We start from the raw sequence: 22,104 nt of genomic DNA, 5'->3' as shown, positions 1-22,104 counted from the left end.
CATGCTGATGATTTCTACCGATTCATCAGCTTTCCGGTAACAAAGCGAAGGAGACGTTATGAGCACGAAGGTGGAAAAACGCATTCTGGTGAACGTACCGGTAAGCACCGCTTACAACCAGTGGACCCAGTTCGAGGAATTCCCGCACTTCATGGGCGGCGTCAAGAGCGTGACGCAGCTCAGTGACGACCGGCTGGAATGGGTGGCAGAGATCGGCGGCATCCGCCGGCAGTGGGAAGCCAAGATCCTGGAGCAGGTCCCGGATCGCAGGGTTGCGTGGGCCGCCACGGAAGGCGCAACAAACGCCGGCGCAGTTGACTTTGAAGACATCGGCGGCGGCCAGACCTCCCTGCAGCTGACGCTTGAATACGAACCCGAAGGCATCATTGAAAAGGTGGGCGACAAGCTCAACGTGGTGGACCGCCAGGCCGAGGCCGACCTGCAGCGGTTCAAGGAATTCATCGAGGATGAGGGTTACGCGAGCGGCGCCTGGCGCGGCAGCGTCAGCACCGGAGCCCCTGCAGGCACTCCCGGCGTGGAGGACGCTGCGGGATCACGCGGCGATTCGGGCAAGGCAGGTATCTCCGGCAAGATGGCTGCGGGCTTGGGCGTCGCTGCGGCTGCGGGTGCGGCAGCGGCCATGGCAGGGTCCAAGAAGGACACCACTGAAGGTGCCGATGTAACAGTAACTCCCGTGGTTCCCAGCGAACCCGTCACCGTCACCCCGGTCCCGACGGACACGACCACCACTACAAGCACCACAACCACGGGCACGGCGGCTGCCGCCGGCACCACCGGTTCGGTCGCCGATCTGGGTGATGACAGGATCGGCCACGCCTTCGACCAGACCAACGGCCTGGTGGACACCACCGGCGAGTCCGACGAGACGGTTGAGGGCGAGAACCTGAGCGCCGGGGAACGGCGCGAGGGCGATCGCCGGCCCGACGGCGGCCTGCCGCCGGTGGGCGGGAACCTCGGCCAGCACTAAACCGTGACTAACCCGGCACCGGAATCACTGCGGCTGACAACTAAAGCCGGATCCGGCGTCGGACGTTCCGCATAACGAAAGCGCCGCCCACCTCCTTGTGGAGGCGGGCGGCGCTTCGCTGTTCCTGGATTACTTGTCTGTGCCGGCGTACTTCACGGACGGCGCGGCCGGGGTCTCCATGCCCTCGCCGATGAAGAAGCCCGGGTGCGGCGGCTGGTTGTAGGCCACGTTCTCGCGGGCAACGGCGGTCCGGTAGACGGTGTCGTGCATGAGGGTGCGGAGCCGGACCTCGGTGGGTGAGGTGCTGGTGTAGATCCGCAGCTCGGTGCTGTCCGACGACGGGAAGGCCAGTTCCTCACGCCAGTCACCCACGAGGTCTGCCTGTAGCGACGGGTTGCCCTTGGTGTGGTTGTTGGTCCTTGCGCCCGTGGCGGTCAGGAGCCGGTCGCTGGACCCGGTTTCCCAGTTCCACTTGGAGACGGTGGGGACACCCACGCCGGCTACGGCATCGAAGTCGTGGTCAACGATTTCGCGGAGCAGGTCGCCGTCCCACCAGGCCATGAAGTTGGCGGCGGGGATCTTTTGGGCGATCAGCTCGCCCTTGGCCGAACGCAACTGGCCCACCGGGGAGTTCCAGGCAGCGTCACCGCCAACAGCCCAGCCTTCAGCACCGGCGTGGCGTGGGTCGATGTCGCCGATGGCGCCGCGGCCGGTGTCCCGGGTGGCAGGAATGCTCCACAGGATTTCACCGGTGGCGGAGTCGCGGAAGGTGGCGCCGCGGTTTCCGCTCTGGCTCATGCTCTCGTGCACGGCGAAGGTCTCCAGGCCCGGGCGGGACGGGTCCCAGTCGCTGGTGTGGATAGCGTCGCCGTGGCCCAGCTTGGTGTTGTAGAGCGGCGTGCCGTCGTCGTCAATGGTCATGGAGCCGAAGACGAACTCGTCCTTGCCGTCCTGGTCCACGTCGGCCACCGAGAGGTTGTGGTTGCCCTGGCCCTTGTACTGGGCCCCCTCGACGTCCGAGTCAAACGTCCAGCGCTTCACCAGCTTGCCGTCCACCAGGTCGTAGGTGACCAGGACGGCGCGTGTGTAGTACCCGCGGCTGAACATCAGGGACGGCTTCTCGCCGTCCAGGTAGGCGACGCCGGCCAGGAATCGGTCCACGCGGTTGCCGTAGTTATCGCCCCAGGCCGCCACGGATCCGCGCGGCGGGTCGTAGGAAACAGTGTCCATGATGGTGCCGGTGGCTCCGTTGAACACCGTGAGGAACTCCGGGCCGGACAGGACGTAGCCGCCGCTGTTGCGGTAGTCCGCCGTTGCATCACCGATGACGGTGCCGGCGGCGTCCTTGGTGCCGTCCGCCGTCTTCATGGACACTTCGGCCTTGCCGTCGCCGTCGAAGTCGTAGGCAAGCATCTGCGTGTAGTGGGCGCCGGCCCGGATGTTGTGGCCCAGATCGATGCGCCAGAGCTTGGTTCCGTCCAGCTTGTAGGCGTCCACGTACACGTTGCCGGTGTAGCCAGACTTCGAGTTGTCCTGCGCGTTGGACGGGTTCCACAGCTGGACAATCTCGTAGCTGCCGTCTCCGTCCAGGTCTGCCACGGTGGCATCGTTCGCCGTGTACGTATACGGCTTGCCGTCCTTGCTGACGCCGTCGGCCGGCTTGTCCAGCTTGATGGCGAGGTAGTTCTGCGCCAGGGGCGTGAACTCGGCGCTGAGCTTGTCCTGCCCGTTGCCGTTGCCCACCGTCTTGATGACGTACTTTGACTCCGCCGTGCCTGCAGGGTCAACGAAAGTGGTGGTGCTCCGGATGGGTTCCTTGGTGATCTGGACGCCGTCGCGGATGACATGGAAGCCAACGCTTTCCTTGTCCAGGCCCAGCATGCGCCAGCCAAGGGTGACTCCCTGGTCTGACAGCACGGCGACAGGTGCCCGGTCCAGGTTCTCCACCTGTCGCTTCAGCTCTGCCTTTCCTGACTGGCCGGGGGCCATGCTGGGGCTGGCCTGTGCCAGGGGAACGCCGGTAAACGCGAGTGCGGCAGCCGTAAGTCCTGCTGCCGCGGCGAGCGGGGCTGCCTTCCAGGCGCGGCCTGCGCGGGGTGAAGGGGAACATTTCGAGGGAAAAACCAAAAGAACATCTCCTTGATGCGGCGGCAGCTGAGTCTGCCGCACGACAGTTTGGAACGTTTCACTCCCGCCGCCGACCGAGCCGTTCTGGGGCGGCTTGGGCGGTTTGAAGCAGGGGGGAAAGCGCTTTCTGCCCTTTAGGTTTATCAGCGCGCCGCGAGGAGGGTCAAGGGTTTCGCGGGACTAAGTGGGAGAATTTGTTCTATTGCGTTTCGTTATGGGCTTTGGACGCGAGGCTGAGCGGGCCTTAGTCCGGACACGCGAAACTGGCTGGCAGGTGATGTCCCGGAACTGCGTTTTGACGACGTCGCCTGCCAGCCAGTTGGGGGTTTTAGTCAGTCATCTGCCGGAACCAGGACCACTTCGTGCGGGCTGGCTGGCCGGTTGAACTGCGCATTCACTGCGGCGAGGGTATCGCCGAACTTGGCAACCGTCGTCGGGATATCAAAGTGTTTGCTGGTGATGACGTCCCGGACCGTCCCGGCAGACAGGTCACCGGCAAGCTTGACGCGGGAAATCTTGTTGGCCATGTTTTGCACCGCCCACAGCGTGCTGCCCTGCACGAGGATGCCGTCTACGAACTCAAGGTTCAGCCCTTGGATCCTGCTGCTTTCGCCGTTCCACGGATTCACCCTGTACAGGGCCTTGTTCTTGGTGTGGGCCACGATCAGCACGTGGTCATCCCTGGCTGCCGCAATGCCGTTGAGCCCAAAGTCCGCGGGTGCCAGGGCAGCGCCTGCCTCGCCTTTCACGGTCAGCGTCCTGACGGCTTTACGAACCTCTCCCCAGCGGCTGACCTTGACCTGATACAGCTCACCGTACTTCGAGTTCGTGAACCACGCTCCGTCATCGGTGAGGACCACGTCGTTGATGAACGAATCTTTCTTGGTGCTCAGTGTGAGGTTGGCGACCGTAGCTTTGGTTTCGGTGTTGTAGATGTACGCCTTTCCGTTCCCTCCGCCGGCCACGTACAGCAGGTCGCGGCGGACATCCGCCTTCATCCCGACGGCCATCCGCCCCTTAGGTACGTCGATGAAACGCTTGGCCTTGCCGTCACGAATGTCGCCGCGGAAAATATCGCCGGTCAAGAGCTCCCCGGCGTAGAAAGTCTTCCCCTTGCCGGCCGCGATGCCCTCGGCGGACTTGGCGCCGTCGAGCACAATAACATCGTCCCGGAAAGGCGGAGAGGCCGCTGCCGGCAGAGCGGTGGGTAACAGCAGGGCCAAAAGAGCGATGAATCCGACGGCGGTACGGCGCTGTACTCGGCGCATGGTGCTTCCTTGAATTGGGCTGATGCGCGGGGCCCAATCTGCGGCAGCTCCGCACGATGGTTCTGCCATTTTAAGCACTTCCAGGAAGGCCCGCCAGAGACCGATACCCCCTTCATAGTCGCGGGTGCGGGCATCCCGGACCACCACCGCGTCCGGGATTCTGCTTACAATCGAAACCTCAATCAACTACTGAGGGACCCATGAAGAAACTCGCCACAGCCCTGATCGCCGCCGGACTCGTTGTCTCCGCAACGGCCTGCACCGCTTCGAACCAGCTCACCACCGCGGAAACCTGCGAGCGGATCCAGAGCGTTGTGTCCAGCCCTGCAAACAACGCGGGCAAGACGGGCATGAACCGCCTCGCCAACCAGATCCGGCCGATCCATGCGGTTGCCTCCGATGACCTTAAGCCCGCCCTTGAGTCCATCCTTGAGTACACCGACGAACAGGCAAAGGAAACCCCGGACGAAGCCAAGCTGACCGAGCTCCAGGCCGGTTACGAGCAAGCCGGCACCACCTACAGCCAGTTCTGCAGCTAAGCCTTTCCCTTTGACCGGTCCCGGCTGCCCTGCCTAGAGGTCGGCCGGGTCCGTGTTCGCCCCGCAAAGGATCACCGCGACGCGTTCCCCGGCCTTGGGCTCATATGCACCCGAGGTCAGGGCGGCATACGCCGCGGCCGCACCGTGTTCCACCACCACCCGGTAGTCGTTCCAAAGAAGCGAACGCGCCGCGATGATGCCGGTGTCGGACACCAAAACGCTTTCGACGCCGGTGCGGACCGCGACGGAGAAGCCGATGTCGCCTACGCGTCGGGCTCCCAGGGAATCGGCAGCGACGCCGGACACCGCCACATCAACGGGTTCACCCGCGGCCAGGGCGGCATGGAGCGTCGGCGCGTTTTCCGGTTCGACGCCCACAACCTTCGCGGAGCCTTCCACGGCTGCGGCGATTCCGGCCATCAGTCCCCCGCCGCCCACCGCAACCAGCACGGTGTCCACGCCGGCTATCTGCTCCAGCAGTTCCGTCCCCACCGCTCCTGCTCCGGCTGCGATTTCGGGCTGATCGTAAGCGTGGCAGTAAACAGCGCCGGTTTCCCTGGCGTGCGCCACCGCGGCCTGGTAAGCCTCCGCGTATTCCGCTCCGCCCTGGATGACCTTGGCGCCGATAGCCTCGAGCTTCCTCACCTTCACCGGTGGCGCCGCAGCCGGGACAAACACGGTTGCCGGGACTCCCAGCTGGGCTGCCGCGTAGGCGTTGGCCAGCCCTGCGTTTCCACCGGATGCCACCACCACGCCGACGTCCGGCTTCAGCTCTCCGCGCTCCTTACTGGCGAGGATGCGGTTGAGCGCGCCCCGGGCCTTGAAGGTGCCGGTGTGCTGCATGTATTCGCACTTGAACCACACCTCACCGTGGAACGTGCCTGGGTCAGCCTGCAGGACCGGCGTCAGCCGGGTGAGGCCGGCGGTCCGCCGTGCCGCGTCATCCACATCGGCGCGGGTAATCACGTCAGACTTCGTCGTCCCAGGTTCCGGGCTCCTCCAAGGCTTCCTCGGGCTTGTGTTCCTCGGGCGGCGCACCGCTTCCGGAGTACGACGCCGGGACGGTTCCGGCTGCGTGCGCCTGCTGCTCCTCGCGGATGTTGCTGGCACCCGGCAGTTCCGGGTGCTGGCCGCTCTGCGGCGCCTGCGTCACCTGCTTCGCCTCGTCGGGGTCACCGGGACCGCGAAGGTCGGCCGCGTTCTGGGGCTCCTCATTCGAAGTGGTCATGCTCCTGCCTTTCACCTGGGATACCTGGGCAAAAGGCGGGCCGAACCCTTCGGTCCGCCCGCCTTTGCCTACTCTAACGCCACGCTTTAGCGTGACGAGGTCGGCGAAGCCGTGGACGTCTCGGCGCTCTCCGCTTCGGTCTCGGTTGCGGAAAGTGAGGCGGAGCCGCTCGGCGACGACGTGCTCGCGGAACCGGAGGTGCCGCTGGACGTCGGGCTGGAAGTCGCGCTGCCGCCGTCGGCCTTCCGGAGCACCTCATTGATGAGCTCCTCGAGCTCCTTCTGGTCCGGGTCGCCCAGGTTGGCGCCGCTCTTGGTAGCGACGACCAGCAGCTTGCCCTCGGCGGCGGAGACCTGCATCAGCTTCTGCTGATTCTCGCCGCTGCGGGTGCTGAGGGTACCGAAGGTCTTCTCCGCGTCCGTGCTGGCCTGGAGCTCCTCGCTGGTGACCTCATACGTCTGGCCCAGTGCCGTCACGGAGAACTTCCCGCATTGGCCCATTTTGCCGCTGATCCCGTCCAGGATCTCGACGGCGCCCGGTCCTTCGCTGCCCGACTGCGCGGAGACGGTGCGCGGCTGGTCACCCTCTGAGAGCGCGACGGCGATCCCACCGCTCTCCACCGTGTCCAGCAGTCCCGCGGTGGCGATGTCCTTGCAGTCTGCGGGGTCAACGGTCGCCGTGCTCAGGAGCAGGTTGGCGATGTTGCCGCCCTGGTCCACCTGCTCCTTGGAGTACAGCTTCAACTCGCTGCCGTCTTCGTCCTTCAATCCAGAGATCAGCTCGCGCAGCTCATCCTCGGTGTAAACCTTGGCTTCCGCCGTCGGGCTGGCCGAGGCACTCGCCGTTTCCGTGGCAGTTGGGCCCGCAGCGCCGCCGCCGCCCGTACAACCCGCCAGGGCAATCATCGCTGCAGTCATCAGTCCAAGCGCAGGTACTTTTCGCATCCGGTACAACCCCTTGAGAAAATAGGAAGCAGGCTTAGTGTTTTCAACACTAGAGGTTTTTCCTAGGAGCAGGAAATACCGGCGCGGGAAAGTTGCATCTCCTCCAGCTTGCCCAAGGCCAGGGGCGCCGCGCTGTGAAATAATCCGAAGCAGTGGTCCTTACCGGACCGCTCCACGAATTGGAGGGGCCGACGTGCCAGCCACAGCACCATCAGCCAGCAGCGCCCGGCCGGCGAGCGCGGCTATCAACAACTCGCAGGTCCCCAAGCATGAGCAGTTGAGGCTGATCATCCTCAAGCTGGCCAAGGAGGAGTTGGAGCCCGGTGCCCGGCTTCCCAGCGAGCGGACCCTGATGGACTCCTACAGCGTCAGCCGCATCACCGTCCGCGCCGCCATTGGCCGGCTCGTCAACGAAGGGCACCTGGTCCGCGTCCCGGCGAAGGGCACCTTCGTGGCGGACTCCCCCGTGCAGTCCACCTTGCACCTGGCGTCGTTCACCCAGGAGATGGAGTCCCTGGGCCATGTTCCCAGTACGGTGGTGCTGGTGGCGGAAGCCGCGGCAGCTCCCGATGACACGGCCGAGGCGCTCAGCCTGGCTCGGGGATCCGAAGCCATCCACCTCAAGCGCCTTCGGCTTGCCGACGGCCGGCCGGTCAGCGTCGATGACGCCTGGTACAACCCGGAGCACGCCCGCGGACTGCTGGACCTTGACCTGACAGGATCCGTCTACAAGGCCCTGGCCGCACAATTTGGCCACCAGATCGACAGGGCACGGCAGAGCGTCCGGTCCGAGGGTGCCCCGGCAGACGTCGGCGCGCTCCTCGGCACTGGAACGGGAGCGCCTGTGCTGGCTTTTGACCGCGTTTCCTATTCAGGCCGGCTCGCCATCGAACACTCTCGCTCCTGGTACCGCTCAGACCGCTACTCCCTCAACATGGAAGTCCGGCTCTAAGAGCAGGCCAAGCTTCCGCGGCTAGTCCAGCGAAAACAAGCTGGCCCCGGCCGCTACAGTGCCGGATGCCAGCAGCGTGGCCGCGTCGGGTTTCGTGTCAAGCACGACGACGGGGCTCACCATCGAGTATCCGGCGGTCAAGGCGGCGGCTGGGTCCACCCGCATGATGGGCGTACCGGCGTCAACGGTGTCTCCTTGCGCAATGAGCAGCTTGAAGCCCTCACCCTTGAGTTTGACCGTGTCGATCCCCACGTGGGTGAGGACACCGCGCCCTGATGACTCCACCACCACAAAGGCATGCGGCAGGAGCTTGATCACCTTTCCCGCGACCGGGGATACGACGTCGAACATCTCACCCGCCGGAGGCTCGACGGCTGCGCCGGACCCCACCATCTGGCCGGCAAAAACGGGGTCCGGGACATCTTCGAGGGGAACCACGGTGCCGCCGAGGGGGGCTTTGACTACGAGGGATTCCGCCACTAGAGCAGGTCCTCGATGTCTTCGGCCAGGTTGTCGGCCTCCGGCCCCACAACCACCTGGACAACAGTTCCGGCAGCCAGGACGCCGTGCGCTCCGGCTGCCTTGAGGGTGGCCTCGTTGACCAGTGAGCCGTCTTTGACTTCCGTGCGCAGGCGCGTGATGCACGCTTCGATTTCCACGATGTTGCCGGCTCCGCCCAGGCCTTCAATAATCTTTTCTGCTTTGGACATGGCTGCCCTTTCTGCTGGTGCCCGCTTGGAGCATTGATTCCTCACCGGGGCCGGCGGCCCAGGTGCGACCAATTATGGCTTCCGAGGCCGGGCCTTTGAATAGCCCGGCAGCTCTTCCACTGCCTTGACAGGCGATCGTGGGATGAATCACACTGAACTGGTCATAACCAGACAGTACCGGCTGAACCCGTCACTCCACAACCCCCAACGATCCCGCAGAGGTGCAACATGTCAACGTCTGATACCGCCGCCCTGGCCCCGGAGAAAAAGCCGAACAAGGTTTTTGCCACCCTGCAGCGCCTGGGCCGCTGTCTCATGCTCCCCATTGCTGTGCTCCCCGCCGCCGGCATCCTGCTGCGCATCGGCCAGGCAGATCTTCTGGGCGCGATTCCAGGGTTCGAAGGGGGCGCGGCTGTCATTTCCGCCGCCGGCAATGCCGTGTTCACGTGGCTCCCGCTGATCTTCGCGGTGGGCATCGCCATCGGCTGGGCCAAGAAGGCGGACGGGTCCACCGCATTGGCAGCCGTAGTGGGTTACATGGTGATCGACGGCGTCTTCAAGGCAATGTCACCGCTGGTTTTGGCAGGACAGGTGGACCCTACGGGCAAGCCCGCCGTGATCAACTACGGTGTGCTCGCCGGCATCGTGGTGGGCCTGTTTTCCGCGATGCTCTGGCAGCGTTTCTACCGCACCAAGCTTCCCGACTTCCTGGGCTTCTTCAGCGGCCGGCGCCTGGTGCCAATCCTGACCTCCGTCACCAGCTTGGTGGCCGGCGTCGCACTGGCCCTGGTTTACCCGTTCTTCAACGCAGGCCTTTCAGCCGTGGGTGAGGCCGTGGCAGGCAATGCCGTTGCCGGCGGCGGAGTCTATGGCTTTGCCAACCGCATGCTCATCCCTGCGGGTCTGCACCACATCCTGAACTCGGCTGTCTGGTTCCTGATCGGCGACTACACCGACGCTTCCGGCCAACTGGTCCGCGGTGACCTCAACCGGTTCTTCGCCGGCGACCCCACGGCGGGCATCTTCATGACCGGGTTCTTCCCCATCATGATGTTCGGCCTGCCGGCCGCCGCCCTCGCCATCTGGCGCCACGCCAAGCCTTCCCAGAAGAAAATCGTGGGCGGCATCATGCTCTCCACCGCCCTCACGGCATTCCTCACCGGCATCACTGAACCGCTCGAGTACTCGTTTATGTTCGTTGCTTTTCCGCTCTACATCGTCCATGCAGTACTGACCGGAACCTCCATGGCCCTGGTCAACGCACTGGATATCCACCACGGATTCACCTTCTCCGCCGGCCTTATCGACTTCATCCTCAACTTTGGCAAGTCGGAGAACGGTTGGCTCCTCATCCCCATTGGTTTGGGCTATGCGGTGATCTACTACTTCCTCTTCTCCATAGTTATCAAGCGCTGGAACCTGCGCACCCCGGGCCGGGAGGACGACGAAGTCACCGTGGAGACTGACGCGGCCAAGTAGGCCGGCCAGCCACCACATAACAGCGTCAGCAACAGCAACTGAAAGCACCCACACCATGGAAATCGTCATCCTTCCCGCTCCTGCAGACGTGGCCCGCACGGCTGCGGATGCCATCGAACAGCAGGTCCGCAGCGGCCCGTCCGTCCTGGGCCTGGCCACGGGGTCCACGCCTTTGGGCACGTACCGGGAGCTCATTGAACGGCGACGGAAAGGCGGGTTGAGCTTCGCCGGGGTTCAAGCCTTTCTCCTCGATGAGTACGTGGGCCTGCCCAGTGCGCATCCGCAGTCGTACCATTCCGTGATCCGAGAGGAATTCGTGGACAGCGTGGACTTTGCCGTTGGTGCTGTCCATGGCCTGGACGGAACAGCAGAGGACCTCGAAGCTGAGGCTGCCCGGTACGAGGCCGCGATTGCAGCGGCGGGAGGCGTGGACCTCCAGATCCTCGGAATCGGAACGGACGGCCACGTCGGTTTCAATGAACCGATGTCCTCGCTTGCCTCGCGGACGCGGATCAAGACACTGACCCAGCAGACCCGGCAGGACAACGCCCGCTTTTTCGCCCACCCGGCGGACGTTCCGGACCATGTGCTGACCCAAGGACTGGGCACCATCCGCGAGGCCCGGCACCTGCTGCTGCTTGCCATGGGTGAGGCGAAGGCAGAGGCTGTCGCGGCAGCCGTAGAGGGTCCCGTGGCAGCGCTGTGCCCTGCCTCTGCGCTGCAGCTGCATCCGCACGTCACCGTCCTGCTGGATCAGGGCGCGGCGTCCAGGCTGGCGCACCGCGAGTACTACCAGGACACGTTCGGGCGCAAACCCGCGTGGCAGGGACTGTGAGCATGGCCGGGAGCCTGCTTCAGGTGCCACAGCTTGAGCTGGCCGTGGAAAGTGCCGAGGACGTGCACCTCGCCGCATCCGTGGGGGCTGCACGGGTGGAACTTTGCGCAGCACTGGCCGAGACTGACGGCATTACGGCCAGCATCGCCACCATCGAGCAGGCCTGCAGGGTGGGCCTGCCGGTCCACGTCCTGGTCCGCCCGCGCCCCGGCAGCTTCACCTACTCCGAGGAGGAGCTCCAGGTGCTTGGGCGGGATGTGGAAGCGGCGCTGGATGCCGGTGCTGCCGGCGTGGTGGTTGGTGTATTGACGGACGACGGCGGACCTGACGTTGCGTCGCTCCTTCGGGTTTCGGAGGCGGCCCGCCGTCGTCATCCCGGTGCGGAGGTGACGTTCCACCGGGCGTTCGACGCCGCTCTGGCCGCTGGCGTGGACCCTGCGGAGGCGTTGATCCGGCTTGAACGCACCGGCGTCAACCGCGTGCTGACCAGCGGCGGAAGCCCGGACTGCACAGCCGGACTGCCGATGCTGGCGCGGCTGGTGGAGCTGGGACGGGAGCACGCGCCGTCGTTGCAGATCATGGCCGGCGGCGGAGTGCGACTGGAACTGATGTCCGCATTGGTCCGCAGCGGAGTGCATGCTGTGCACACCTCCGCGCGGAACAACGACTATTCCACCGGGACCAGGGCCAGTGCGGCCGACCCCTCACTCGCTGCCGCGATGGCAGCTGCGCTGGCAGCAGGCGGTTGATAATGGGCGAGGATCTGATTCTTCGCGGCCGTATCGTGACCGGGAGCATGGACGTCGAGGACGGCCTGGTAGCGGTAGACGGTGGGCACATCACCTATGCCGGGCCGGCGTCGGGCTTTCGTGGCGACCCTGGCATTGCCGCGGGCCGGGGTGCCGCCGGAAACCTGGATGCCGCCAACGCTGCCGGACGCATTTTGCTGCCGGGCTTGGTGGATCTCCACTGCCATGGCGCCCACGGCTCGGATTTCTCCGAGGGTTCCGTGGAGGGGGCACGTGATGCTGCCCGTTACCTGCACAGCAGGGGAACCACCACATTGCTCGCCAGCCTGGTCACGGCAGCGCCCGCGGACCTGTTGCGGAATCTGAAGGCGTTGCGGACCGTGGCAGAGGAGGGGCTGGTCGCCGGGTCGCACCTGGAGGGCCCCTTCCTGTCCGCAGGGCAGTGCGGGGCCCATGACCCGGGGCTGTTGCTTGAACCCGACGCTGGGCTCATGGGTGAACTGCTCGAAGTTGCGGGCCCTTCCCTGGCTTCCATGACCCTGGCTGCTGAACTTCCCGGCTCTGAGGCGCTCGTGGATCTGCTGGCTGCGCGCGGGGTCATTCCGTCGCTGGGGCATACGGCAGCGGATCACCAGTCCGCCGCCTCGTTCCTGGAGCGGGCAGCCGCCGGGCTTTCCAGAGCATCAACAGCGGCGAGCCGCGGAGGCCAGCGTCCAACCGTCACCCACCTCTTCAACGCGATGCCGAGCCTCCACCACCGCTCCCCCGGCCCCGTCTCCGCCTGCCTCAGCGCGGCACGAGCCGGGAACGCCGTCGTCGAACTCATAGCCGACGGCGTCCACCTGGCCCCCGAGACGGTGAAGACGGTGTTCGAACTGATCAGGGCGGACAACATCGCACTGGTTACCGACTCCATGGCTGCCACCGGCCTGCAGGACGGCCACTACAAGCTCGGTACGTTGGCCGTGACGGTTGATGGCGGCGTAGCCCGCGTGGACAGCACTGGCGCGATCGCCGGCGGAACGGCCACCCTCCTGGACGTTGTCCGGTCCGCTGTTGCCGCTGGCGTGTCCTTGCGGGACGCCGTTGCATCCGCGAGTGCTGTCCCGGCCGCGGTCCTGGGATTGTCTGGGCAGGCGGGGGACCTCCGGGCCGGGGTGCCGGCCGACGTCGTTGTCGTGGACACCGAACTAAACCTGGCTGGCGTGTTGCGCAGGGGTGAGTGGGTGGCCGAGGTGGGGCGGTCCGGGTAGCTGGCACGTCTCACCTGTCAGTGCCTCGCGGACGATGTGTATGGAGCAGGTTCTATCAGGTGCGGGGGCTGGTGAGGAGGTGATCCTGCCCGCCGAGCCGGCCGCTCCCACTCGAAATGTCATTGCCTCGGTGGACGATGTTCCCATGGAGCAAGGCCGGTCAGGTGTGGACACTGGTGAGGCGCTGATCCTGCCTGCCGTGCCAGTTGCGCCGGAAAGCGCACCCACTCAGAATGTCAGTGCCTCCATAGATGATGTTGGTATGGGAAACGGCGAGGGCGCAGTGGCAGCGATGGAGGGCATTCATGCCTCCGTTGCCGGCGTGGGGGCCCTGTTTCTTAAGGATGCCGCCCTGGCCACTACCGCTGCAGCCGGTGGCGGGGTTGACGTGCTCCAACGCGCGTACGAGATCCGTTTGGACCGGTTGGGGCTGCTGTCCAAGCTCGAAGCGCAGATAGCTGGGCTCAAGGCACGCGACGCAGCCGAAGCCTTCGAACTGCAACAAGCGGTGACCCCACCGGACGCGCCCGCGCACGAACGAACCTACAACGAGATGTCAGCGATCGAGGAAACCGCCGGCGTCCTGACCATCAGCGGACCCGCAGCCGGAGCGTTCATCACCCAGTCCCGCCAACTCTGCTCCCTCCCGCTGGCCCTGGAGGCACTGTCCTCCGGAACCATCTCCTGGCAACACGCGAAAATCATCGCCGACGAAACAGAAGGCCTCACCCCCGCCGGCGCCAACGCCCTGGTAGCGCATTTCCTCGACCCGGACGCACCCCACCCGGCCCGCGGAGCCGCCGCCGGGAAACTGGTGCCCTCCCGGTTCCGGGCCAGGATAAGGAGTTGGCGCGAACGCCACCACCCCGAATCCATCGAAAAGCGGCACACCAAAAGCGCGGCCGACCGCCGCATCGAATACAGCCCCGACCGCAACGGCATGGCATGGTTCTCCGCCTACCTGCCCGCCCACCAGGCATCCGCGATCTGGAACAAAATCACCGCCCTCGCCCGCGGCGCCCAAAGCCCGAACGAACCCCGAAACCTCACCCAACTCCGGCCCGACATCCTCACCAACCTCCTCCTCAGCGCAGGACCCACACTCAGCCGCGACGAACACACCAGCCCGCGCACCCCCGACGAGGGCCCCGCGGACACGCTCGGACGAGCCGCCCTGGCAATCACCGACAGCACCGCCACCAGCACCGCCACCGGCACCGGCGAGTACACGCGTGACCAGCACGAGGCCACCGCGCACGGGGGCACCGACGCCACCAGAGGCTCCGCCGGCGACAGCGGAGGCACCGACGCCACCACAGGCTCCGCCGGCGACAGCGGGTACGCGGATGTCGCCAAAGTCCCGGTCCCGAACACAACAGTGCTCGTGACCGTCCCGGTGTTCGCACTCCTCGGACTCACCGACGAACCAGCCGTCCTCGACGGGCACGGCCCCATCCCCGCCTCCATAGCACGCAAACTCCTCACCGACGGTGCCACCTCCTTCCACCGCGTCCTCGTGGACCCCCGCGACGGCGCACCGCTGGAAATCGGGCGCACAAAATACCGGCTCACCAAAGCCATGAAGCACGCACTGCGCCTGCGCGACGGAAAATGCACCTTCCCCGGCTGCAACAACCGCTCCCCCGACAACGAAACCGACCACCTCCAACCCTGGCAGCACGGCGGAACCACCGGAATCAGCAACCTGGCACAACTCTGCCCAAAACATCACCGCCTCAAACACAACAGCCGCTGGACACCCACCCCAGCCACCCGAAACGAACCACCCGGCTGGACCTCACCCACCGGCCGCCACTACCAAAGCGAACACCACAACTGGGAACCACCAACCTGGCCACCCGGCCTCCTGCCCGCCCCGGGACGCAGTTCCATCGAAGAGGTCTTCGTGGAGTACTTATCCGGCTGAGACGCTCTTTCGCGCTGGTCGTAATAGGACCGAACCGGCCGGAGCGTTGGTGCCCCAACGGGTACGTTCAGCGGCCCCTACGTCTAGCGGCACTACGTTTAGCAGCCGTTACGTGCAGTCGCCGTCAAATGCTCAGTCGGCGCCGGGGAGGTTCACTTCCACAAGCCCGCCAGTGACACGGGTTTCGAACCGCGGCTGCCTTGCAGTTGCCGGCCCTGCCTGGACTTCACCGGAGCGCAGGGAGAAGGTGCTGCCGTGCCAGGGGCAGACGACGCACGGGTCGCCGCCGTCGGTCCGGCTGCCGTCATTCAGCTTGCCTTCCTTCAGCTTGCCCTCGTGGAGCGGACCGGAAAGGTGGCTGCAGACGTCGGACAGCACGTTGACCGTTTCCCCTTCGCGGAAGACGAGCAACGGGAGTCCGGCCACCACACGCTTGTGGAGCTTCCCATCGGGCAGGTCCTGCAACGGCGCGAGGGCCTGCCACCCGCTCGGGAAGCGGTGCGGGATATCCTCGCTGTGATTGACCCCGGCGGCCTGGCGATAGCTGAGGTGGCCGCCTAAAAAGCCGCCAAAACTGACAACTCCGAGACCCAGATACGCGAGGACCTTGCCTGCGCCCTGCTGTCCATTTGCCCGCACCACCAGCGACGCACCGTAGAGGCTGGCTGCAGTGATATTGGCAGCGGCATGGACCAGTCCAACCCGCTGCTGCTGGCTGTGCAGCTGCGACCAGTCCATGAAGCCGGCCACCGCGGAAGGCAGCGCAGATGCGGTTCCGACGCCGATCAGTACGGTGGCAGCCCGGTTGTTGCCGGGGAGCGCATCCAGGACGGCTGCGGAGATCCAGGATCCCAAGGGAACCTGGACTGCCAGGGGATGGACCGGGTGGCCGATGGGCACCCCGTGGAGAATGTCCCGGGCCCACTGGGGGCGGACCGTACGCTTGACTACTTTCCGGACTTTCTTGGCCACGGGATCCAGCCACTCGGCATCTTCCAGGCGGGTAACAAGCTCAAGTGCAGGCAGCGGTTTCATGTGACTCCCTTACCCCGTTCGTCATTTGTGCAGACGATAGTGTCCAGTCGATGCCGGTCAGCCTAGCTGCTGCCCGGCGGAAGGGACAGGGGTGCCGGTAGAGGCTGTCAGCGCAGCGGAGACCCGAGCACGGTGAACTGGTTGCCGCCCATCTCGCCCGAAAGCAACGGCATCGCCTCAGCGATCGCCGCGCGAACACTGTCCAGCTGCAGTGACGCCTGATGTGCTTCCGGCGACTCCCACAGCTCGGACACAAACACCGTGTTTGGCATTTCGTCGTTGACGCCCACTTCGTACAGCAGGCAGCCGGCCTCCTTAAGCCCGGCCATGGGCCGGAGCAGGATGGACACGACGGCGTCGCGCTGGCCGGGATTGGTTCCGAGGCTTCCCACATTCGCAAAGGTCATGGAGACAGTGTGCAGCACGGGGGGGACAGACCCGCGAAGGCAAGGCCCGGCGTCGTACGCCTGCCCTACTTCCCCGATGAACCGCCAGCTTTATGATTCGATGGTGTCCTTGGGGATGGAGGCGGGCATGGAAGTCTGGACGGGGAACCCATACCCACTGGGCGCCACCTACGACGGCAGCGGCACCAACTTCGCGGTGTTCAGCGAGGCGGCGAACGCCGTCCAGCTGTGCCTGTTCGACGAGGACGGCACCGAACAGCGGATCCGCCTGGAGGCGGTGGATGCCTTCGTCTGGCACTGCTATCTTCCGCACATCCTGCCCGGCCAGATGTACGGCTACCGGATGGAGGGACCCTACGATCCTCCGCGCGGCCTCCGCTTCAACCCGCACAAGCTGCTGCTGGACCCCTATGCGAAGGCAACCAGCGGCGGCATCACCTGGGGCCAGCCGATGTTCTCCTACAACTTCGGCGACCATGTCTCCTTCAACTCCGAGGACTCCGCTCCCAACACCATGAGATCCGTGGTGATCAGCCCGTTCTTTGACTGGCAGCACGACCGTCCGCCGCGGATCCCCTACAGCGACAGCCTGATCTACGAAGCCCACGTGAGGGGCCTGACGATGACCCATCCGGAAGTGCCGGAGCGGGAACGCGGCACGTACGCCGGCATCGCCCACCCCGCCGTCATCGAACACCTGCAGAAGCTCGGCGTCACGGCGATCGAGCTGATGCCGGTGCACCAGTTCGTCCAGGACAGCACACTGAAGGACAAGGGCCTCCGCAACTATTGGGGTTACAACACCATCGGCTTCTTCGCGCCCCACGAGAGCTACAGTTCCAGCACCAAGCCGGGGCAGCAGGTGCAGGAATTCAAAGCGATGGTCCGTTCCCTGCACGCCGCCGGCATCGAGGTGATTCTCGACGTCGTCTATAACCACACGGCGGAAGGGAACCACCTCGGACCCACCCTTTCCTTCAAAGGTATCGATAACCAGGCGTACTACCGGCTGGTGGATCACGAGAAGCAGCACTACCTGGACTACACGGGCACCGGCAACACGATCAACGTCCGCCACCCGCACGCCCTGCAGCTCATGATGGATTCGCTGCGGTACTGGGTGCTGGAAATGCACGTGGACGGGTTCCGCTTCGACCTCGCCTCCGCCCTGGCGCGTGAGTTCTACGAGGTGGACCGGCTGTCCAGCTTCTTCGACCTCGTCCAGCAGGATCCCGTGGTGTCCCAGGTGAAGCTCATCGCCGAGCCATGGGATGTTGGGCCGGGCGGGTACCAGGTGGGTAACTTCCCGCCCCTCTGGACCGAGTGGAACGGAAAGTACCGCGACGCCGTCCGCGACTTTTGGCGTGGCGCGCCGGCCACGCTCGGTGAGTTTGCCTCCCGCCTGGCGGGTTCCTCTGACCTTTATGAGAGTTCAGGACGCCGGCCCGTAGCCTCAATCAATTTCGTCACGGCGCACGACGGCTTCACGTTGCGCGACCTGGTGTCTTACAACTCCAAGCACAACGAAGCCAACGGCGAGAACAATAACGACGGCGAGTCCCACAACCGCTCGTGGAACTGCGGTGTGGAAGGACCCACCACCGACAGTGGCATCCTTGCACTGCGGGCACGCCTGCAGCGCAACTTCCTGGCCACGCTCCTCCTTTCCCAGGGCGTTCCGATGGTGCTGCACGGCGACGAACTGGGGCGCAGCCAGCTGGGAAACAACAATGTTTATTGCCAGGACTCGCCCCTCTCATGGATCAATTGGGAGGAAGCGGACCAGCCCTTGGTGGAGTTCCTTGCAGCGGTCAGCAGGCTGCGCCGGGAACACCCCACCTTCCGCCGCACCAGGTTCTTTGAAGGCCGGCCGGTCTTGCGTGGCCTCGGTCAGCCACTGCCGGACATCGTCTGGCTCGACAAGGACGCTTCGGCAATGGTTCCGGAGGACTGGGACAACCCCCTCGCCCGCGCCCTCGGGGTGTTCTACAACGGCGCCGGGGTGGGCAAGGACCACCGCGGCCGGGTGATTCACGACCATAACTTCCTGCTGTACTGCAATTCCGGCGACGAACCGGTGGTCTTCACCATTCCCAGCGCCGAGTACTCGCCCAGCTGGGAACAACTCCTCGATACCGCCGGTGAGCACGCGGACACCGGCCTGCTCCATGCCGATGAAACTGTCGAACTGGCGGGCAGGTCCCTGCTGGTACTTCGGTCTTACGCCAGCCCGCCCGAGAAGCCCGACCACTCGGTGTCCGCCTCACTGGCCCTGCTCTCAACCCCCGAACCGGCAATCCTGCCTGCCTCATGGCCATGCCCGTGACCTCGTGGGCTGTCAAGTGGTTCGTGAACCTCACCGAAGTAGGAATGGCGGGAACGGGCACGCTGGAAGTACTGCCGCAGAAAAAAGCCGGCCAGCGCGTCAACGTAAGGCGCTGGCCGGCCTGACCGGAGGTGATCTAGATCAGCGCGTGCATCCCATGGCTCCGCGGCCTGCCGAACGAAGCGGCGCCAAGAAATTCGACGGCGACGAAGGGCTCATCCCCCACCACCCACTCGTCGTGGCCGGGAGGAAGCGCATAGGTGTCGTTCGCGCGTATGGTGGAGCGGCCGCCGTCGGACGTTTCAATTTGCAGCTGCCCGGAGATGCAGTAACCCAGGTGGTGATGCTCGCAGAAAGCCGTCAGCTCGGCAGGCTTGGCGGACTCGGACCATCGCCAGCCGGGCGCCAGGATCAGCCGCGCCACAGAATAGTCATCCACGGTGACAAGGTCGAACTCCGCCTTGTCCGGGCAGCGCTTCCTGTCTGGAACATCAAAGGACTTAACTGCCAAAGTTCTGATGAAATTTGCGGTCATTCGGGCACAGCCTAGGGATCGTAGTGGGACGCCTGGCCGCGAACCAGACGGTGGGTTCGGATACCGACGAGCGGTTAAGAATTTCGAGACCAACAGCCGTGCGCGCCTTTGCCCCCGGCGCACACGCGTTCGCCAGAGCGTGCTGGCGTATCTACAACCGTAGCCCCACGGCACCTGAAGTCAATGGGAAGAGCGCATCAAGAAAGACAGTTTTGGCCCTAGCGTCAGACCAACTACGAGCGCAACATTAACTACCGGGATCACAACGACGACGAGTCCGGATCCACGCCCCCCGTTGGTGAAACGCATCCTAACAGGAGCAAAAATGTCCATCGCTACAACAAGAAGCGGTTCAACTCAGGCAAGGATCGCCCTGGTCCCGGTTCTTGCACTAGGTCTGCTCGGGGGCTCCGCAGCAATCGCGGGCCCAGCCGCTGCAGACTATGACCAAAAGATACGCGGATGTACCGTCAAGCCCGTGAAGCCATCACACGAACGAGGCGGCGGGGTGAACTTTAAGATCAGCGTGCAATGTGATGACGGGAGAAAGGTCCACGTCAGGCAGAAACTCAACGAAGAGGATCCTGGCAAAGATACCAAGTTTTACGACAAGCTCATCAAGCGCCATGTGAACCGCTCCGACCGCTTCATCAACAGCCGCCACAGCGTCCCGCGGTACCTTGACCAACACGACGGCGAAGAGGTCTATCACGAGATCTCGTTCGCGGTTGAGGACGGCAACGGCAAGCTCTCAAAATGGTCCGATTGGAAAAAGAGCCCAACCCTGCACCACGTTAACGGGCGCTAACGCGCCACCGCGAGAAGTAGAGCCAGGGGCGGCGCCCCTGGCTCTACTTGTCTCCAAAAGCTTTTCCCTTGACTCCTCGGCACCTCCTTCCCTACACTTTTCATAAAGCAGAATCTAAATTCCACAAAGCGGAAACGGCGAAGGCGCCGGGAAGCACGGGAAGATAGATCAAAGCCCTCCTGGAAGGACCTACGATGACGTACACAGTGAACTGCTCCATCCTCCTCACGGAGCTGCCCCTGCTCAAGCGCCCCGCCGCAGCCAAGGCAGCAGGCTTTGACGCCGTCGAGTTCTGGTGGCCCTTCGAAAACTCCGTCCCCTCAGACGCAGAAACGACGAAGTTCGAGAACGCCATCAAGGACTCCGGCGTTCAGCTCACAGGCCTGAATTTCAATGCCGGCAACATGCCCGGCGGTGACCGCGGCCTCGTGTCCTGGAAGGGACGCTGCTCCGAGTTCAAGGACAACATCGATGTTGTCGCCGGTATCGGTGAGCGCCTGGGCTGCAGGGCCTTCAACGCCCTTTACGGCAACCGGCAGGACGAATTCAAGCCCGAAGAGCAGGACGAGCTGGCGCTGAAGAACCTCGCCGCAGCAGCAGAAGGCGTCGCCCGGATCGGCGGCACCGTCCTCCTCGAACCCGTCAGCGGCGCACCCAGGTACCCGCTCCTCACCGCCGAAGACGCGCTCCAGGTCATCGCCAGGGTGAAGGCGGAGGCCGGCGTCGGCAACATCAAACTCCTCGCCGACTTCTACCACCTGTCCGTCAACGGCGACGACGTCGAGTCCGTCATCGAGAACCACGCGAAGGACTTCGGCCACATCCAGATTGCCGACAACCCCGGCCGCGGCGCCCCCGGCACCGGCAGCCTCCCGCTCGGCGAGTGGATCGCCCGCAGCCGCGAACTCGGCTACGACGGCTACATCGGCCTCGAGTACAAGCAACCGCAGGAAACGGCCTTCAGCTGGGCCATCCGCGAACACGCCTCCCGCTGATCCCCCCGCACACCACAGACTTCAGAAAGAGAACCATCATGAGCAACGTTGCAGTTATCGGACTCGGAATCATGGGCCTGCCCATGGCCATCAACCTGGTGAAAGCCGGCCACACCGTCACCGGCTTCAACCGCAGCCAGGACAAGATCGACAAGCTCGTCTCCGAAGGCGGCAAGGGCGCCACAAGCGTCGCGGACGCCGTGAAGGATGCCGACGTCGTCATCACCATGGTGCCAGACTCCCCCGACGTGGAGGGCGTGGTCAGCGGCAATGACGGCGTTTTCGCCAACGCGAAGCAGGGCACCTTGTGGATCGATGCCTCAAGCATCCGCCCCGACGTCGCCAAGCGCCTCTCGGACGAAGCCCGCGAAGCCGGCATCCGCCCGCTGGACGCTCCGGTCTCCGGCGGCGAACAGGGCGCCATCGACGCAGCCCTCTCCATCATGGTGGGCGGCGACAAGGAAGACTTCGAGGCGGCCTCGGACGTCCTCAACGCCGTCGGCAAAACCATCGTCCACGTGGGCCCGTCCGGCTCCGGCCAGACCGTCAAGGCTGCAAACCAGCTGATTGTCGCCGTCAACATCGAGGTCCTCGGCGAAGCCATCGCGTTCCTTGAGGCCTACGGTGTGGACACTGATGCTGCCCTCAAGGTCCTCGGCGGCGGCCTGGCCGGCTCAAAGGTCCTCGACCAGAAGGGCCAGAAGATGCTGGACCGCAACTTCGACCCCGGCTTCCGCCTCGCCCTGCACCACAAGGACCTGGGCATCGTTACCTCGGCCGCCCGCGAAGTCAACGTCGCCGTCCCCCTCGGCGCCGTCGTCGCACAGCTCGTCGCCGCCACCGTCAACCAGGGCGACGGCGGCCTCGACCACTCCGGACTCTTCAAGCAGGTCCTGAAGCTCAGCGGGCCGCGAGTAGCCCCAGGCACAATCCACACACTTCTAATGCCCTGACCACCAGGGCTTCCTTCAGCACACCCAAAAACAGACTTCAGGAGCA

The 22,104-nt window shown here is 64.8% G+C and carries 23 protein-coding genes; 13 read left to right on the top strand and 10 right to left on the bottom strand.

Annotated features, from left to right (window positions below; genetic code table 11):
• The first annotated feature begins 58 nt into the window (after window positions 1-58).
• On the top strand, window positions 59-988 hold the full coding sequence (locus tag QFZ70_RS01055) for an SRPBCC family protein (RefSeq protein ID WP_307093680.1): 930 nt from the start codon (window positions 59-61) through the stop codon (window positions 986-988).
• Window positions 989-1,117: 129 nt separating this feature from the next.
• Here QFZ70_RS01055 and QFZ70_RS01050 read toward each other — a convergent pair whose 3' ends face one another.
• On the bottom strand, window positions 1,118-3,115 hold the full coding sequence (locus QFZ70_RS01050) for a rhamnogalacturonan lyase (RefSeq protein ID WP_307093679.1): 1,998 nt from the start codon (window positions 3,113-3,115) through the stop codon (window positions 1,118-1,120).
• 332 nt (window positions 3,116-3,447) lie between these two features.
• Window positions 3,448-4,383, bottom strand: a complete 936-nt coding sequence (locus tag QFZ70_RS01045) for a hypothetical protein (protein ID WP_307093678.1) — start codon at window positions 4,381-4,383, stop codon at window positions 3,448-3,450.
• Window positions 4,384-4,583: 200 nt separating this feature from the next.
• Here QFZ70_RS01045 and QFZ70_RS01040 point away from each other — a divergent pair, with 200 nt between their 5' ends.
• On the top strand, window positions 4,584-4,922 hold the full coding sequence (locus QFZ70_RS01040; protein ID WP_307093677.1) for a hypothetical protein: 339 nt from the start codon (window positions 4,584-4,586) through the stop codon (window positions 4,920-4,922).
• Between the two features lie 33 nt (window positions 4,923-4,955).
• On the opposite strand, the gene QFZ70_RS01035 is transcribed toward QFZ70_RS01040, so the two are convergent.
• The 3 genes from QFZ70_RS01035 to QFZ70_RS01025 form a co-directional block, all read right to left on the bottom strand.
• Complete coding sequence (locus QFZ70_RS01035) at window positions 4,956-5,888, bottom strand: threonine/serine dehydratase (RefSeq protein WP_307093676.1); 933 nt, start codon at window positions 5,886-5,888, stop codon at window positions 4,956-4,958.
• A gap of 1 nt (window position 5,889) precedes the next feature.
• Complete coding sequence (locus tag QFZ70_RS01030) at window positions 5,890-6,150, bottom strand: hypothetical protein (RefSeq protein ID WP_307093675.1); 261 nt, start codon at window positions 6,148-6,150, stop codon at window positions 5,890-5,892.
• Between the two features lie 86 nt (window positions 6,151-6,236).
• Window positions 6,237-7,067 (bottom strand): hypothetical protein, encoded by an 831-nt coding sequence (locus tag QFZ70_RS01025; RefSeq protein ID WP_307093674.1) that lies wholly within the window; start codon window positions 7,065-7,067, stop codon window positions 6,237-6,239.
• Window positions 7,068-7,287: 220 nt separating this feature from the next.
• Between QFZ70_RS01025 and QFZ70_RS01020 the strand changes: the two genes are divergently transcribed.
• Complete coding sequence (locus QFZ70_RS01020; RefSeq protein ID WP_307093673.1) at window positions 7,288-8,046, top strand: GntR family transcriptional regulator; 759 nt, start codon at window positions 7,288-7,290, stop codon at window positions 8,044-8,046.
• A 21-nt stretch (window positions 8,047-8,067) separates the two neighbouring features.
• On the opposite strand, the gene QFZ70_RS01015 is transcribed toward QFZ70_RS01020, so the two are convergent.
• Window positions 8,068-8,526: a PTS glucose transporter subunit IIA gene (locus QFZ70_RS01015; RefSeq protein ID WP_307093672.1), complete on the bottom strand. Its 459-nt coding sequence runs from the start codon at window positions 8,524-8,526 to the stop codon at window positions 8,068-8,070.
• Window positions 8,526-8,756, bottom strand: coding sequence for a PTS glucose/sucrose transporter subunit IIB (locus QFZ70_RS01010; protein WP_307093671.1), 231 nt, complete (start codon window positions 8,754-8,756; stop codon window positions 8,526-8,528). The genes QFZ70_RS01015 and QFZ70_RS01010 overlap by 1 nt, the downstream gene beginning before the upstream one ends.
• Window positions 8,757-8,984: 228 nt before the next feature.
• On the opposite strand from QFZ70_RS01010, the gene QFZ70_RS01005 reads away from it, so the two are divergent.
• The 5 genes from QFZ70_RS01005 to QFZ70_RS00985 are packed head-to-tail and all read left to right on the top strand — an operon-like array spanning window position 8,985 to window position 14,999.
• Window positions 8,985-10,235, top strand: coding sequence for a PTS transporter subunit EIIC (locus QFZ70_RS01005; RefSeq protein WP_307093670.1), 1,251 nt, complete (start codon window positions 8,985-8,987; stop codon window positions 10,233-10,235).
• 55 nt (window positions 10,236-10,290) lie between these two features.
• Window positions 10,291-11,070, top strand: a complete 780-nt coding sequence (nagB, locus tag QFZ70_RS01000) for a glucosamine-6-phosphate deaminase (protein WP_307093669.1) — start codon at window positions 10,291-10,293, stop codon at window positions 11,068-11,070.
• A gap of 2 nt (window positions 11,071-11,072) precedes the next feature.
• Window positions 11,073-11,819 carry a copper homeostasis protein CutC gene (locus QFZ70_RS00995; RefSeq protein WP_307093668.1) on the top strand — a complete coding sequence of 249 codons (747 nt, stop codon included), beginning with the start codon at window positions 11,073-11,075 and terminating at the stop codon, window positions 11,817-11,819.
• 2 nt (window positions 11,820-11,821) lie between these two features.
• Window positions 11,822-13,072, top strand: coding sequence for an N-acetylglucosamine-6-phosphate deacetylase (locus QFZ70_RS00990; protein WP_307093667.1), 1,251 nt, complete (start codon window positions 11,822-11,824; stop codon window positions 13,070-13,072).
• A 40-nt stretch (window positions 13,073-13,112) separates the two neighbouring features.
• Window positions 13,113-14,999 carry an HNH endonuclease signature motif containing protein gene (locus tag QFZ70_RS00985; RefSeq protein ID WP_307093666.1) on the top strand — a complete coding sequence of 629 codons (1,887 nt, stop codon included), beginning with the start codon at window positions 13,113-13,115 and terminating at the stop codon, window positions 14,997-14,999.
• A gap of 132 nt (window positions 15,000-15,131) precedes the next feature.
• Here the strand turns inward: QFZ70_RS00985 and QFZ70_RS00980 are convergent, their stop codons facing one another.
• The gene (locus tag QFZ70_RS00980; protein ID WP_307093665.1) at window positions 15,132-16,034 is read right to left on the bottom strand and encodes a Rieske 2Fe-2S domain-containing protein; all 903 of its coding nucleotides are present in this window, start codon (window positions 16,032-16,034) and stop codon (window positions 15,132-15,134) included.
• 107 nt (window positions 16,035-16,141) lie between these two features.
• Complete coding sequence (locus QFZ70_RS00975; protein ID WP_307093664.1) at window positions 16,142-16,441, bottom strand: putative quinol monooxygenase; 300 nt, start codon at window positions 16,439-16,441, stop codon at window positions 16,142-16,144.
• A gap of 127 nt (window positions 16,442-16,568) precedes the next feature.
• On the opposite strand from QFZ70_RS00975, the gene glgX reads away from it, so the two are divergent.
• The gene (gene glgX, locus QFZ70_RS00970) at window positions 16,569-18,767 is read left to right on the top strand and encodes a glycogen debranching protein GlgX (RefSeq protein ID WP_307097763.1); all 2,199 of its coding nucleotides are present in this window, start codon (window positions 16,569-16,571) and stop codon (window positions 18,765-18,767) included.
• Window positions 18,764-18,892, top strand: coding sequence for a hypothetical protein (locus tag QFZ70_RS00965; RefSeq protein ID WP_307093663.1), 129 nt, complete (start codon window positions 18,764-18,766; stop codon window positions 18,890-18,892). Before glgX ends, QFZ70_RS00965 begins: the two co-directional genes overlap by 4 nt.
• Before the next feature lie 11 nt (window positions 18,893-18,903).
• Here QFZ70_RS00965 and QFZ70_RS00960 read toward each other — a convergent pair whose 3' ends face one another.
• Window positions 18,904-19,302: a cupin domain-containing protein gene (locus QFZ70_RS00960; RefSeq protein WP_307093662.1), complete on the bottom strand. Its 399-nt coding sequence runs from the start codon at window positions 19,300-19,302 to the stop codon at window positions 18,904-18,906.
• A gap of 325 nt (window positions 19,303-19,627) precedes the next feature.
• Between QFZ70_RS00960 and QFZ70_RS00955 the strand changes: the two genes are divergently transcribed.
• The 3 genes from QFZ70_RS00955 (at window position 19,628) to QFZ70_RS00945 (ending at window position 22,058) form a co-directional block, all read left to right on the top strand.
• On the top strand, window positions 19,628-20,110 hold the full coding sequence (locus QFZ70_RS00955) for a hypothetical protein (protein ID WP_307093661.1): 483 nt from the start codon (window positions 19,628-19,630) through the stop codon (window positions 20,108-20,110).
• A gap of 194 nt (window positions 20,111-20,304) precedes the next feature.
• On the top strand, window positions 20,305-21,105 hold the full coding sequence (locus tag QFZ70_RS00950; RefSeq protein ID WP_307093660.1) for a hydroxypyruvate isomerase family protein: 801 nt from the start codon (window positions 20,305-20,307) through the stop codon (window positions 21,103-21,105).
• Between the two features lie 38 nt (window positions 21,106-21,143).
• Window positions 21,144-22,058 (top strand): 2-hydroxy-3-oxopropionate reductase, encoded by a 915-nt coding sequence (locus tag QFZ70_RS00945; RefSeq protein WP_307093659.1) that lies wholly within the window; start codon window positions 21,144-21,146, stop codon window positions 22,056-22,058.
• Window positions 22,059-22,104: the final 46 nt, after the last annotated feature.

This window comes from Arthrobacter sp. V1I9 (assembly GCF_030817075.1).
GTDB lineage: Bacteria > Actinomycetota > Actinomycetes > Actinomycetales > Micrococcaceae > Arthrobacter.
This window is presented reverse-complemented; position numbering and strand designations above follow the sequence as displayed.